The 15,633-nt window shown below is 46.0% G+C and carries 3 protein-coding genes; all 3 read left to right on the top strand.

What is annotated here, in order from left to right; translation table 11 throughout:
- The coding region (locus tag AWT60_RS04550; RefSeq protein ID WP_256928220.1) for a condensation domain-containing protein at nucleotides 1-1,554 on the top strand (1,554 nt) is incomplete at its 5' end.
- A 43-nt stretch (nucleotides 1,555-1,597) separates the two neighbouring features.
- Nucleotides 1,598-5,431 carry a non-ribosomal peptide synthetase gene (locus AWT60_RS04545; RefSeq protein ID WP_218676967.1) on the top strand — a complete coding sequence of 1,278 codons (3,834 nt, stop codon included), beginning with the start codon at nucleotides 1,598-1,600 and terminating at the stop codon, nucleotides 5,429-5,431.
- 63 nt (nucleotides 5,432-5,494) lie between these two features.
- Entirely contained in the window at nucleotides 5,495-15,628 is a 10,134-nt protein-coding gene (locus tag AWT60_RS04540) for a non-ribosomal peptide synthetase (RefSeq protein WP_218676966.1), read from the top strand.
- The last annotated feature ends 5 nt before the right edge of the window (nucleotides 15,629-15,633 follow it).

Below are 15,633 nucleotides of genomic sequence, written 5' to 3'. Positions count from 1 at the left end.
GGAGATTCCATTAAAGGCATCCAAATGGCAAGCAGACTCACGCAAGCAGGCTGGAAGCTCGATATGAAACTTCTATTCCAGTATCCGACCATTGCAGAGCTGCGCCCATATATCGAAGAAGCCGATCAAATGACAGCCGACCAATCACCTGTCGAAGGAGAAGTCATTTTCACACCGATTCAACGCTGGTTCTTTGAACGAGCATTCAGCGATCAGCACCATTGGAATCTCTCGATGATGCTTCATGCACCAAATGGATTTGACCTTTCCATTACAGAACAAGTCATGCAAAAACTACTTTCACATCATGATGCACTGCGCATGGTATACAGACAGGAACATGGCGGCATCCTGCAATACAACGAGCGGGAGCTCCCGGAACCGCTGGCGATTATTTCTCATGATGTCTCAAAAGAGCACGACGTGAAAAAGGCTGTTTCCACATATGCGAACGAGTATCAGCGTCAGCTGAACCTCGAAACAGGTCCGTTAATGAAAGTGATTTGTTTCCATGCAGAAGATGGCGATCATTTACTCATCGTGACACACCATTTAGTCATTGACGGTGTCTCATGCCGAATTCTACTAGAGGACTTTATGTCTCTATATCAGCAGGCAGCTCAGGGGCAAAAGCTTGTCCTGCCGCTGAAAACTCATTCCTTTAAAGAATGGGCAGAGGCCATTGAACGTTATGCACAGTCACAGCCATTAAAAAGTCAGCAGGAGTATTGGGCAGAAATTGAAAGCAAACCATTAACCGCATTACCTGTTGATCATGAAGTGACAAAAAGAAAAGTTTCAGAAACCAAATCGGTTCAAATGCAGCTGACAGAAACAGAAACTGAGCATCTTTTGACCGATATTCATCTGCCGTACACAACAGAAATGAACGATATTCTTTTATGTGCTCTCGGTCTTGCTGTACAAGAGTGGACAGGTGAGTCCCATGTACATGTGCAGCTTGAAGGTCATGGTAGAGAGGATATTTTATCAGGGCTGGATGTCTCTCGCACGATTGGCTGGTTTACAAGTATGTATCCAGTTGTTCTTGAAGCGAAGCCGGATCAGACCATAGCTGATGCTATTAAAGGAACGAAAGAAATGCTGCGGCGTGTGCCAAATAAAGGAATTGGCTACGGAATCTTAAAATACATGACAGCCACTGAACCGTCAGGGCAGCACGTACATCCTGAAATCAGCTTGAACTATCTTGGACAGATTGATCAGGAAGTGACGACAGAACTCTTTGGGCCGTCGACTTATGATATGGGACGACAAGCAAGCCCTGATTCGGAAGCTGTTTATAAGCTAAACCTTAGTGGTCTTGTTCAACAAAATCGATTCATTTTGTCTTGTTCCTATTGTGCAAGTGAATATGAAGAACAGACGATACAGCAGTTCATGGCATTGTTGAAGGGGAAAATTCAATCCATCATCACCCATTGCTTAGCGCAGCAAGAACGGGAATTTACGCCAAGTGACTTCTCTGCGGCTGACCTTGAAATGGATGAAATGGACGACATTTTTGACATGCTTGAGGAGAAATTGACTTAACAACACGAGATGAATCATAAAAAAGGAAGGGAGGATGAAATAGATGAGTCAATTTAAAAGGGATCAAGTTCAAGACATGTATTATCTGTCACCGATGCAAGAAGGAATGCTGTTTCATACCCTCCACCATCAGGAAAAGGGCTTTTATGTAGAGCAAATGGATATGAACGTTAAGGGCACACTGCGTTATGACTTACTTGAGAAAAGCATGAATATCATCGTGGAGCGGTACGATATTTTTCGTACCGTGTTTCTCCACGAAAAAGTAAAGCGCCCTGTCCAAGTTGTACTAAAGGAACGTCCTTTTACACTTGATGTTGTGGACTTGCAAGATCTTTCTGAAGACGAACGGCTTGAACGTATAGAGAAATTCAAACAACAGGATCAACTGAGAGGATTTGACCTCTCGAAGGATTCTCTCATGCGGGCATCTGTTTTCCAAACGGGCCCTGCCAGCTATCGCTGGATATGGAGCTATCATCATATCCTTCTGGATGGCTGGTGCTTTGGACTTGTGGTGCAGGAGTTATTTGCGATTTACCATGCACTTTTACATGACGTTCCTTACAAGTTAGAACCGGTCAAACCATATAAAGAATATATAAAGTGGCTGGAAAAACAAGATAAGCAAGCATCACTTCAATATTGGCAGCAATCATTAGCAGGATTTGATGGACAATCGACCTTTAAAAAGCAGCGGAAACAAACGAATGAACATGAATTAGGCGAAATTGAATGGTCCTTGAGCAAAGAAGAAACGGCCGCTTTATCAGAGTTAGCGCTGCAGCAAAATGCGACGTTAAGCAGTGCGCTTCAATCAGTCTGGTCGGTTCTGCTGAGCAGGTATCAGCGGTCAAATGATGTGCTGTTTGGAACAGTTGTGTCAGGACGTCCGGCAGATTTGGCTGGCGTTGACAGGATGGTTGGGTTGTTCATCAATGTCATCCCAAGAAGAATTCAGCTGACAGATCACATGACATTTCGTGCGCTCCTGTCAGAAACACAGCAGCATTCTCTTGCAGCCGAGCCGCACCAATATATTCCGATTTACGATATTCAGGCAAAGACAGGTCAGCAGCAGCTCATTGATCATATTGTCGTGTTTGAAAATGTCCCAGCTGCAAAGAAGGACGAGCAAGAGGCACGGTTAGGGTTCACGGTGGAGGACATGAATGTCTATGAAAAATCAAACTATGATCTCAATCTGCTCGCGTCGCCTGGAGAAGAATTACTATTGAAGCTGGCCTTTAACCAAAGAGCGTTTGATCCTCAATTTGTTCATAAGTTAAAGGAACAGCTCAGCCTATTGATCATTGAGGCGGTCAAGCATCCTGATCAATCGGTTCATACACTCCCACTCGTCACAAAACAGGAAAAACAGCTGATTCTTGAGGAATGGAATGCACCTGAGCTTGAGCATGACCAGCTGTATTTATCGAAATGGTTTGAGCATAATGTCCGCAAACAGCCAAATGCAGTGGCGCTATCAGCAGAAGAGCAAACGATGACATATGCCGAGCTGAATGAACAGGCCAATCGATTGGCAAGGCATTTGCAAAAAAATGGGACCGAACATCAAACGGTCATCGCCATTTTAGCCGATCGAACGCCTGAACTCATTGTCAGTCTGCTTGCTGTCTTAAAAGCAGGCGCAGCCTATGTGCCAATTGATCCCGACTATCCAGAAAGCCGCATTCAATACATGCTTAAAGACAGCGGAGCGACGCATCTTCTGACTCACTCATCCTTTATTGGTCAGGCGAAGGGACTCGGGTTTGCTGGCACGTATCTGTTTGCAGATGATCAGGAGATTTCACTAATGAGCTCAGAGAATCTGCCGCTGGAAGCAGGTTTACACGATACGGCTTATATCATGTATACATCAGGCACAACGGGTCAGCCAAAAGGCATCATGACAACCCATTCCAATATTGCCCGGGTGGTCAAAAATACGAACTACTTAACCATTTCAGAAACAGATACACTACTGTCGCTATCCAACAGCGTATTTGATGGCTTTACCTTTGATGTATACGGTGCACTTTTAAACGGAGCAAAGCTTGTCCTGCCGAAAAAAGACACCATTTTAGATATGCATGAGCTGACGGAGCTGATTAAAAGAGAAAGCATTTCTGTCATGTTTGTTCCAACTGCTTTATTTAATCTTCTCGTTGATGAAGAAACTGATTGGATGCGCAGTGTGCGCAAGGTGCTGTTCGGAGGTGAGCGTGCATCTGTACAGCATGTGAGAAAAGCCTTTGATGTCATGGGGCAAGGCAGGCTAATCAATGTCTACGGCCCAACTGAATCAACGGTTTTCGCCACCTATTATCCTGTAGATGAAGCTCCTCCGATCGAAGCGCATTCTATTCCAATCGGAAAGCCGATTAACCAAACGGGTGCTTATATATTGAGCCAGCACGGACAGCTTCAGCCGATTGGAATGGTCGGAGAACTTTGTCTCAGCGGCAAAGGACTTGCGAAGGGGTATTTGAATCGTCCTGATCTGACAAAAGAAGCCTTTATCACACATCCATTTGCTACGGGAGAAAGGCTGTATCGTACGGGTGATTTGGCTTATTTTCGAGCAGACGGTCTGATTGAGTATGCAGGCAGAGTGGATGATCAGGTGAAAATTCGCGGCCACCGAATTGAGCTGACAGAAATTGAAGCCCACCTTCTCATGCATCCAGGCGTAAAGCAAGCTGCCCTTATAACGGATCAGCATGGCTCGCAGCATACAAGACTGCTCGCCTATATGACGTGTGAGGAGGAGTGGAAGGACAAAGTGGATGTGATCAAGTCAGGGCTGAAGGAGAAACTTCCGGCTTACATGCAGCCTCATGAGCTGATCAGACTTGAGAAAATGCCGCTGACACCAAATGGAAAAGTTGATAAACGTCAGCTGCCAAAGCCGGAGACGCCTCAAGGAAACCGCCATGTGAAGCTTCCGGCCAATGAGGTAGAACAAAAGCTGCTTGTCATGTGGCGTGAAGTGCTTGAACGAGATGATATCAGTACAGATGATCATTTCTTTGAGCTTGGCGGACATTCTTTAAAAGCGATGTCGCTTTTATCAAAGGTGTCGAAGGAATTCGATGTTCAGGTGCCTATTCACTTGCTGTTTGAGACGCCGACAATTGAAGCCATCAGCCGTTATATTCAACAGCAGGATCATGAAGCTGCCGGCTATCTTGTATTCAATGAATCTCAAACTTCAACAGTCTTTGCTCTTCCGCCATTACCGGGCTATGGCTTTATCTATCAGGAAGCTGCCAAAACGCTTGATAGCGTTCGTTTGATCGCCTTTGACTTTATTGAAGCTGATCAACGCATGACGCAATACGTTCAGCATATTCAGCACCTTCAGCCTGAAGGGCCGCTGACTTTGATGGGCTACTCTGGCGGGTGCTACCTAGCCTTTGATCTCGTTCAATCGCTTGAACAAGCAGGACGGACGGTGGAAAAGGTCATCATGATCGATTCCTATAAGAAAATTGGTGAAAGTGATTTAGAAGGACGATCCATTGATGACGATATCGCAGCGATTGTCCAACAATCAAAGCAAAGTGAACTTGCCCAAGAAGAGCTCGTTCAAGAAGCGCTTGCTCAAAAAACTAGGGCCTATTATGAAACATTTGTTAAGGGGGTGAATCAAGGAAAGATACAAGCAGATATCGATTTCATCCAATCAGAAGAGCAAATTGATGTTCCAGACTGGATGGATCATTGGGAAGAAGCGACGACCGGTGCTTATCGCTATTATCAAGGCTATGGTCAGCATGCTGACATGTTCAAAAACAAAGAATGCGCAGCCCAAAATGCCCAGCTGATCCAAAAGATCGTCAATCAAAAAAATAGAGAAGCCGTTTTGTAAACTTTAGATCAGGCAGGGGTGCACATTAGCAGCCCTGCCTGTCAAAAAAGGAAAGGAACTCATATGAAACCATCAATTAAGAATGAATTAAATGTACATGAATCAATGGATACGATTTTACAAGATGTACAGAGAACCATTTTACAAACCAACGAAATCGAACGCTTCGCTGTTTTTTCTCGGGAAAAAACCATTCGACCGCGGCCATATCACCTCTCTCATTTATTTCTCGACAATCACATGGAGCAGGAGGCCGCATCTGAATCGATACAGAAGCACACGGCTTCCCCTGCTTTAGCGGACATGCCGCCTGCCCTTTCCTATGGAGGGGATCTAGATGTTAAGGCAGGAGCCCAAACCTTGCAGGACGCCTTAACAGAGGCGGCAAAAACGACAAATGGGCTGACTTATATCGTCAATAGTGAAAATGAACTCACACAATCCTATGCGCAGTTAAAGGAGGATGCAGAGCGGGTTCTGACAGGTTTAAGGGCGCTCGGACTTAAACCGGGTGATCCTGTGTTCTTTCAGTTTTCATCCAATCATGCGATGGTAACCGCCTTTTGGGCGTGTGTGTTAGGCGGATTTGTTCCAACGCTAGTGTCCGCTGCACCGACCTATCGGGAAATGAATGCCTCCGTGAAGAAACTTCATCATGCGTGGCAGCTGCTGGAGCATCCGCTCATTTTAACAGATGACTCGCTGATTGATGAGGTGCAAGGCTTAGCTTTATTGTGGCATACAGACAAGTTACGTGTCGCAGCCGTTGAGCCGATGCTTTCTTTAGAAAGAGACATAGAAGCTTATCCCGCGTCACCGGATGATTCAGTCTTTTTTATCTTAACGTCTGGAAGTACAGGGATGCCCAAATGCGTAGAGCATTCTCATCGAAGCGTGCTGGCGAATGTCAAAGGAACAGTGGCAGCCAATGGGTTTACACAAGAGGATGTATCGTTAGACTGGATGCCTTTAGATCATATTGGCGGCATTGTGATGTTTCACCTTGTCAATGTATACACGGGCTGTGAGCAGGTTCGGGCAAGAACAGATGATTTTATCGCACAGCCGCTGCGCTGGCTTGACTGGATGGACCGCTACCGTGCAACGAAGACATGGGCGCCTAACTTCGCATTTGCGATGATCAATGATTATGAGAAAGACATTTCATCAGGATCTTGGGATCTTTCTGCTATGACCTGTATGATCAATGGGGCAGAAGCGGTCGTACCGAAGACGATTCACCGATTTTTACACTTGCTTGCTCCGCACGGCTTAAAGGGAGACGTCATTAGACCGGCATTCGGCATGTCTGAAATCTCTTCAGCCGTTGTCTTCTCTTTTGCGATAGAGCGGGGAGATGAAAGCAGCGGGGTTCTAACCTTTGAGGAAACATCACTCACAGAGCAGCTAACACCAGCAGAGGCACGTGAGACAGGAACCGTCAGCTTTACAGAGCTGGGAAGACCAATTCCGGGGATCACGATTCGTATCGTGAATCATCAGCATGAGCTTCTTCCCGAAGATCATATTGGCAGTGTGCAAATTAAAGGGCCGACGACAATGAAGGGCTATTACAAGAATAACGAAGCGAATCAAGAAGTCTTTCAAACAGACGGCTGGTTTCACACGGGGGATTTAGGTTTTCTGCACGAAGGAAGGCTGACATTAACCGGTAGAGAAAAAGACATGATCATCATCAACGGGAAAAATTATCACAACTATGAAATAGAAGTCATTGCAGAGGAAGTACCCGGCGTCGAAACGAGCTTTGTAGCTGCTTGTTCCGCTCGGATGGAAGCATCTGCATCCGACGAGCTGATTCTCTTTTTTACACCGAAGCTGTATGAACCTTCTTATATCATGAGGGCAAGTCAGAATATCAAATTCCATATTGCAACAAAAATGGGGTTGTCTGCATCACGGGTGATCCCTGTCCAGAAGCATGCCTTTCCGAAAACAAGCTCTGGAAAAATAGAAAGGGCACAGCTCAAGAAGCGATGGCAGGAAGGCGAATTCGATGAAATCATCAAGGAGCTGGACATCAGACTTGAAAATGAGCACACCTTGCCTGATTGGAGTCTACAAAAGAAGTGGACACCTGCTCCGCTTCATGAAGCGGAAAAACGAACAGCAGGGAACATGGTGATCTTTGCAGACACATTAGGGCTGGCAGATCAATTAAAATCCCTTTCAGGCAATGAGCAAACGTATATTACGGTTGAACCGGGTCAAGCATTCACACAACTTACACATACACACTTCATCATCCACCCGAATCGGCCGTCTGACTACGAACAACTCTTTGAGACGCTCCGTTCGTATGGCGTTTCGGTGAAACAAATCATTCACCTTTGGAACTACACAACTCAAGAAGACACACTTCATGCAGCGTTGGCAAAAGAAGCGCAGAAAACTGGCAGTATGAGTGCATTATATGTAACAAAAGCGATCGCTGCCTATGAGGAGCCGGTAGAGATCACGTTTGTCTCTGCTCATGCGATGAATTTGCCGGAAGATCAAACACATGATGTGGAGAAAGCAACGACAGCAGGATTGATGACAGCTGTTCAGCATGAATGGCCGTTTATCAAGGTGCGGTGTCTTGATTTTTCTCTGATAGAACCGGATGCTGGCCGTTCACATGCATCATTGATCATGACAGAGCTCACACATGACACAAGCCATCATATCGCCGCTTATCGCGAAGGTGTTCGTTATATTCCTCTTTTAATACCGTTTCATCTGGAAAAAGAACAAAGGATGAAGAAACCGCCATTTGAATCATCCGGGCTTTATGTGATGACAGGCGGGCTTGGCGGCATTGGGAGGATGCTTAGTGAGTACCTGCTGACATCCTATCAAGCGCATCTAGTGCTAGTTGGAAGAAAGGCGAGAGAGGCTTTATCTATGGAGCAGCAAGACGTATTGATTTCACTTGAGACATTAGCGGAAAAGCGCGGCGGCACAGTTCTTTATGAAAAAGTGGACATCACTGACGCAAAAGCCATTGAAGCGTTGATCTCAAAACAGGAGGCGGCTTTAGGTGAAAGGCTTCATGGCGTTATTCATTTCGCTGGCATCATTCAAGAAGAGCTGCTTCGTGACATGACGTCTGTGTCATTACATGCGATGTACGAAACGAAGGTATATGGCACGATTGCGCTTCATGAAGCAGCCTCTAAACGGCACAATGTCTTATTCCTTTCTAGCTCGTCAGCTCGAACGTTAAAGGGCGGGATGACCGTTGGCGCTTATTGCGCGGCCAATGAGTTCGTTGAACAATTTGCTCATTATCAGAGGCTGACATCTACTGTAAAGCCGTATTGCTTTAGCTTTAGCATGTGGGATGAGACCGGAATGAGTGAAGGCTCAATGATCAAAGGCATGCTAAAAGAAAGGGGCTATCTCCCGATTCCAAAGCGGGCGGGCATTCAAACAATGCTGGCATGCTTGATGACAGATGCTCCCCTCATTTATATCGGGCTGGATCGGTCGAAGCAGGAAATTCAAGAGATGATACAGGGGGGGATCCTAACAGAGCAGGCCGTATATGTCTTTTTCAAAACTGATCAAACAAAGGCTATTGAAGAAAGACTGTATCAATCCATTTATACATGTATACAGTCTCGGCTATCTGGTGAATATTCCGTCCATCTATATCCTGAAGAATACTGGAAAGAAACAGAGGATGGGATGCCGGACGAAGAGTATTTCAATGAATTAATAGAGGAAAGCGGACATGCTGCAGAGGACAGAGCACCTCAAACCGAGACGGAAAAACTTTTGGCACATATTTGGTCCGAACTGCTTGATGTTTCAAACATCAGCTGTGGTGATCATTTCTTTCTACTCGGAGGTCATTCGCTCAAGGCAACGCAAATGCTGTCTGCTGTTAGGCAGAAAACGGGATTTGACGTGCCACTCGCCGTTCTTTTTGAGCACACGAGACTTGGAGAGTTAGCGGACTGGATTGATTCACATGCCAAAGCCGATGAAGCGATTCCGATACGGAAAATAGAAAAGGGTCAGGAGCTTCCGATGTCCTATGCTCAGCAAAGACAGTGGTTTCTCTATCAATTACAGCCTGATCTGCCATTATACAATAATACGATTTCCTTTCGGATGAATGGACCTTTAGATGTAAAGGTGCTTCAGCGCAGCCTGCAGCAAATGGTGCAAAGGCATGAATCACTCAGAACATCCTTTGCAATGAACGGCGATGAACCGGTACAGATCATACATGAGCATATGACTCTTCCAGCGCTTGAGGTGGTCGATGTATCAGATTTGGCATCACAGGAAGAAAAAGAACAAAAAGCGGCTGAGTGGGCGAAAAAAGAAGCGGGCACACCTTTCCGCTTAGAGCATGATGCACTCTTTCGGGTGAAACTAATTCGGTTGTCAGAAACAGATCATTTGCTGCTGATGTCCATTCACCACATCGTGTCAGATGGCTGGTCGATTGGCATTGCCGCAAAGGAGCTGTCCGAATGGTATACAGCAATGATCGAGGGGAGGGAGCCTGATCTCTCACCGCTGCCGATTCAATATGCAGATTACGCACTTTGGCAGAAGGAGTATTTGACGGGAGAAACACTGCAGAAGCAGCTTTCCTATTGGAAGGAGCAATTTGCGGTACCTGTGGAAGAGTTGATGCTGCCGTATGACTACACGCGTCCGGCCGTTCAATCCTATAAGGGAAAAACGAAAAAATACCGCTTGTCGAAGCCGCTGTCTGACCAGCTGGCTGCTCTTTCTCAGAAAACAGACAGCACCCTTTATATGACATTACTTTCGGCTTTCTCTACCTTGCTGCATCGATTGTCTTCACAGGATGAGTTTGTCATTGGATCCGTCATTGCCGGGAGAAATCGGACGGAGATGGAGCAGCTCATCGGATTTTTCGTGAATACGCTGGCACTTCGGATCGATCATAGCGGGAATCCGGCTTTCACAGAGCTATTAGAGCGAGTGAAGGAAACAACAATGGGTGCCTATGCACATCAGGATGTGCCGTTTGAGATGGTCGTAGATGAGCTGAATATTGTACGTGAGGCTGGGAAGCAGCCGCTGTTTCAGGTCATGTTCGTTCTGCAAAACCTGCCCCTTGAAGCTTCTCCGATGGGTGAGGCGACATCTGTTTTAGCCATTGAAGATAATGATACGGCCAAATTCGATCTATCTCTGTTTGTTTTTGAAGCGGCGGAAGGTCTTCAACTAAAACTGGAGTATGATGCAGACTTATTTTCTGACGACACGATGGAACGGTTCCTTCGTTACTACGAGCAGCTGCTTGCATGTATTTGTGAAAATCCAGCACAGCCAATCAGACAAATGAATTACCTGCCAGAGAAAGAGAGGAATCAGCTGCTCTATGAATGGAGCGGCACAACAGATCAACCAGCAGGCCCGCTTCTCATCACAGAACGGTTTGAAGCGCAGGTGAAAAAGACACCTCATGCGATCGCCCTCGAATCTGGGGGAAAACAGTGGACGTATCAGGAGTTACAGGAGAAAGTCGACCGGCTTGCCGCTTATCTGCAGCAGCGAGGAGTGAAGCCGCATGAACCAGTGGGGCTTCTAATCGACAGGTCGCCTGAGATGATTTTTGGGGTACTAGCGATTGTGAAAGCAGGCGGGGCCTACGTCCCAATTGATCCTGAATATCCAGATGCACGCATTGATTATATGCTGAGGGATACAGGTATTCAGCTGTTACTGACAAAAAATGAATGGCTGAAACAAGTCTCGATCAGTCAAACCGAGCTCATTTGTCTTGATCAGGGGTATGAAGAGTTTTTATCAGAGGCAGAACTCAAGTCTGCTGCTTTAAAACCTGATGGACTCGCTTATATCAATTACACATCAGGATCAACCGGTCAGCCAAAAGGGGTTTTAATTCCGCATCAAGCGGTCATCCGGCTTGTATGTGAAACAGATTATGTCACCCTTAATGAACATACGCGTATTTTACAAATCGCGAGCTTTTCCTTTGATGCCTTTACGTATGAAATATGGGGAGCCCTGCTCAACGGCGGAAGGCTGATACTGACCGATCGAAATACGATCTTATCAATGGATACATTGGCTGACACGCTGACATCTTACAAGATCACAACAGGATTTCTGACAGTGCCGCTGTTTAACCGATTAACAGAGGAACATCCAGAAGCTTTATCTGGATTCGATACATTATTGGTCGGTGGTGATGCTTTGGCAGCTGCTCATATCCGTAAAGCGCTGTCGTATCTGCCTGAAGGCCTTTTAAACGGCTATGGACCAACTGAGAATACGACGTTCTCCTGTGTGCATCACATTCGAGCAGTGGATGAGGGGCAGGCAACAGTTCCTATCGGTCAGCCAATTGCGTATTCACAGGCCTATGTACTAGACGACCAGCTGCAGCCGGTTCCGCAAGGTGTCATTGGAGAGATCTACGTAGGCGGTACAGGGCTTGCACTCGGTTACCTTGGAGATGAAGAAAAAACATCGCAATCATTTATCCCGCATCCTTTCCAAGAAGGAGCGCGTTTATATAAAACAGGCGATATGGGCCGCTGGCTGCCAAACGGCATCATCGACTGCTTTGGAAGAATCGATCATCAAGTGAAAATTCGCGGACACCGCGTCGAATGCGGAGAAATTGAAGCCGCCATGCTGCGCTTTGATGACATCATAGAATGTGCGGTCATTCCGCATCAGCATGAGAGTGGTCATAAGCGATTGATCGGTTATTTTGTCCAAAAGGGCAGCATGACCACGCAAGACATTCGCCATCAATTAAAAGAAATACTGCCAGATTATATGGTGCCAAGCCTATTAATAGAGCTGGAGGAACTCCCGCTCACGGCAAATGGCAAGGTAGATCAAAAACGTCTCCCGCCGCCAGAGTGGAGACAGGAAGAAGTGGACAAACCGGCTGACAGGGCACTCAGTGAGGAAGAACGCGTACTGGAAAAAGTATGGACTCAGCTGCTCGGTACGCCTTCGATTGGCGTACATGATAACTACTTTGAGCTTGGCGGAGATTCGATTATTGTCATACAAATGGTGGCGCGCTTAGCACAGGAAGGCTATGTCATTCAGCCGAGAGATGTATTTGAAAAACAGACGATTTCACAGCTGGCACTTGCTATGAAAAGGTCAGATGCTGCTGCGTTCTATGATCAGTCGCCTGTCACAGGAGATGTTCGTCTGCTTCCAATCCAATCATGGTTCTTTGAGCAATCAATGACAAACCAAGATTATTGGAATTTATCAGCGCATATGGAATTCAAGCAATCCATACAGCTAAAGCAGCTGACACAGGTTCTCTCAAAAATTGTCGATCATCACGATATGCTGAGAGCGATGTATACAAAAACAGCAGATGGATCATGGATTCAAACCATTCGTGCGCCTGGCATCACCCCTTGTGTCACCTTCTTTGATTTGACGGGTGTTTCTCATGAGGAAGCGCTGGAACAAATCCGCATGGAGACCACCGCTTGTCAAGGAACGTTGTCATTAGAGCGGGGAGAAATAATCAAAGCCATTCTTTTTCACACAAGTGATGGTACGTCTGAACTCTTTATCGCAGCCCATCATCTTGTAATGGATGGAATCTCATGGCGCATCATACAGGAAGACCTATTAAATGGACTGAAGCAGCTTGCGGCAGGGCAGGAAATCGCGCTTGCAAAGAAAACTGCGTCCTATCAGCAGTGGGCAGAAGCTCTCTATGAATATGCACAAACCGATCAATTACAAGAGCAGGTTCCTTTTTGGCAAAATATCATCAGACAAGAGGAAGAGGGTTCTCCGTTTCAAACACCTGCGCTTTTCAATATAGAAGAACATGCAGAGATTTTGTCTATTCAATTGACGAAGGATCAAACAGATATTTTACTAAGGCAGGCATCACAAGCGTACCGAACAGAGGTAAACGATTTACTCTTATCCGGACTCACGCAAGCCGTTGGAAAGCCGCTGCTCATCACGTTAGAAGGGCACGGACGCGAGGATTTATTTGAACAGATGGATTTGTCACGAACAGTCGGATGGTTTACAAGCTCTTATCCTATTTTTATTCCTTTTATTCAAACCGATATTGAGAGACAAATCAAAGATGTCAAAGAAACCTTAAGAGCTGTGCCGCAAAAGGGAATCGGCTATGGCTTGCTTCAATATATGACAGCATCTCGTTTACTCAAAGAGGCCGCGCCGCAGATGAGCTTTAATTATCTTGGACAGTTAGATCAAATAGACGGTGAAGCACATCTTTATTTAGCAGATGAACGAAATGGACTTGTACATGATCCAAAAGCAGAAAGACAGCATTTGATCGATGTATACGGATATGTTGTGAACGGTCAGCTTCAGATGAATTTTATGATCCATCGGGAACTGCTTCAGTATGAAGAGGTGCGCTTGTTACCTGAGCGGTTCAAAGAAAAAATGGAGGATATTCTGACGCATTGTGTAGAGACAAAAGGCGGCTTTACGCCATCTGATTTTCCAATGGTTCAGCTGACGCAAAAGCAAATCGAAGAACTGCCAGACAATGTAGTGGATGTGTATCCACTATCTCCAATGCAGCAAGGGATGCTGTTTCATGCTCTATTAGATCAAGCGTCACAGGCGTATTTTGGTCAAGTGCATATGACACTCGTAGGCTTAACGGACGGCGCAGCCTATGAAAAGGCCTGGAATCTGCTTGTAGAGCGTCATTCGATTTTACGGACAACATTTGCTTGGGAAGGGCTAAAGGAGCCTGTTCAGTTGATTCAATCAGAAGGAAGCATTCATCTCACTCAGCACGATGTGCGCCACCTGAGTGAAACGGATCAGAAGGAAGCCATCCAGCAATATTTGCAAACGGATCGTTTAAAGGATTTCAAACTAGAAGATACGGATGAACCGCTGATTCGTATTGCTTTATTCCATCGTGATGAAAACACATGCACGTTTGTTTTTAGCTTTCATCATATTTTAATCGATGGCTGGAGCTTGTTCAGTTTTATTGAAGAATCCTTTTCTTTATACCGCTCTCTTGTGGATGAACGGGAGGTGGATCTTCCTGCTGTACGTCCATATAAAGATTTTATCGAGTGGCTGCAAAAGCAGGATCAAGAGAAGGCGCTAGAGTTCTGGAAAGGTTATATGTCAGGAGTAGAGGAGGCTACACCGCTTCCAGGAGACGGCGGGCATGCTTCGGATGAAGAAGCAGGTGTTGATCAGCTAAGTATCAAACTAACGCCCGAGATGCAGCAGAAACTCGAAAAGATGACAGGCACGCAGAAGGTGACAATGAGCACTTTGATTCAAACAGCATGGGGGCTGCTTTTGCATCTTCATTCAGGATCTGAGGATGTCGTGTTCGGAGTGACAGTGTCTGGCCGGCCGGCGGACTTACCACAGGTTGAAAGCATAACAGGGCTCTTTATTAACACATTGCCGCTCCGTTTGCCGATCACGCCAGAGTGGACCATTTCCAAGCTGCTGGCACATACGCAGGAAACAGTTTTTCAAATGCGGGAATTCGAATATACCGTACTGCCGGATATTCAGCAGCTGACCCACATTCCGAATGGAGATTCATTGTTTAACAGCATTGTCGTGTTTGAAAACTATCCGATTGAATCTATCGAACCATACGGAGTACGCATTTTAGACATTGCGAGTCATGAAGAAACGAACTATGACCTGACCCTTGTGGCAGTTCCAGGAGATACGCTCGAGCTTCGGGTCACATATCGCTTCAATCAATATACAGAAAAGCAAATACAATCGCTGATGCAGCAGTTGATCCACACACTTGAAGCGATGACAGAACAAATGGAGACACCCCTCTCTTCCTTCACAATCGTGACGAATGAAGAAAAAGAGCGGATGATCACCGATTGGGCGAAAAATGCACAAGTCAGCGTGCTGTACCCAGATCAAGAAGAGGTCTATTCAGGTGTGCATGATCCTTCCTGTGAGACGGAAATATATGTCCTGAGCGAAGAGCATCAGCTCATGCCGGTAGGATTTCCTGGAGATATTTTTATTGGCGCAAAGGACATCAAAGCACTTTGCGGAGAGCTTGCCGATTGGATGGAGACGCATAAAATTCCGCATCCATTCAAACATCAAACTGGCGAATACCTCTATCCGACAGGGGATGTCGGCGTTTGGACTGAAGAAAACAAGATTCAGATTTTGGATTGGATGTAGGAGGA

The sequence above is a fragment of the Bacillus sp. F2HM genome (genome assembly GCF_019266135.1).
Lineage (GTDB): Bacteria > Bacillota > Bacilli > Bacillales > Bacillaceae > Bacillus > Bacillus safensis.
This window is presented reverse-complemented; position numbering and strand designations above follow the sequence as displayed.

Coding starts and splice junctions, on each gene's coding strand:
- AWT60_RS04545 (WP_218676967.1), top strand. CDS start 1,598: ATGAGTCAATTTAAAAGGGATCAAGTTCAAGACATGTATTATCTGTCA.
- AWT60_RS04540 (WP_218676966.1), top strand. CDS start 5,495: ATGAAACCATCAATTAAGAATGAATTAAATGTACATGAATCAATGGAT.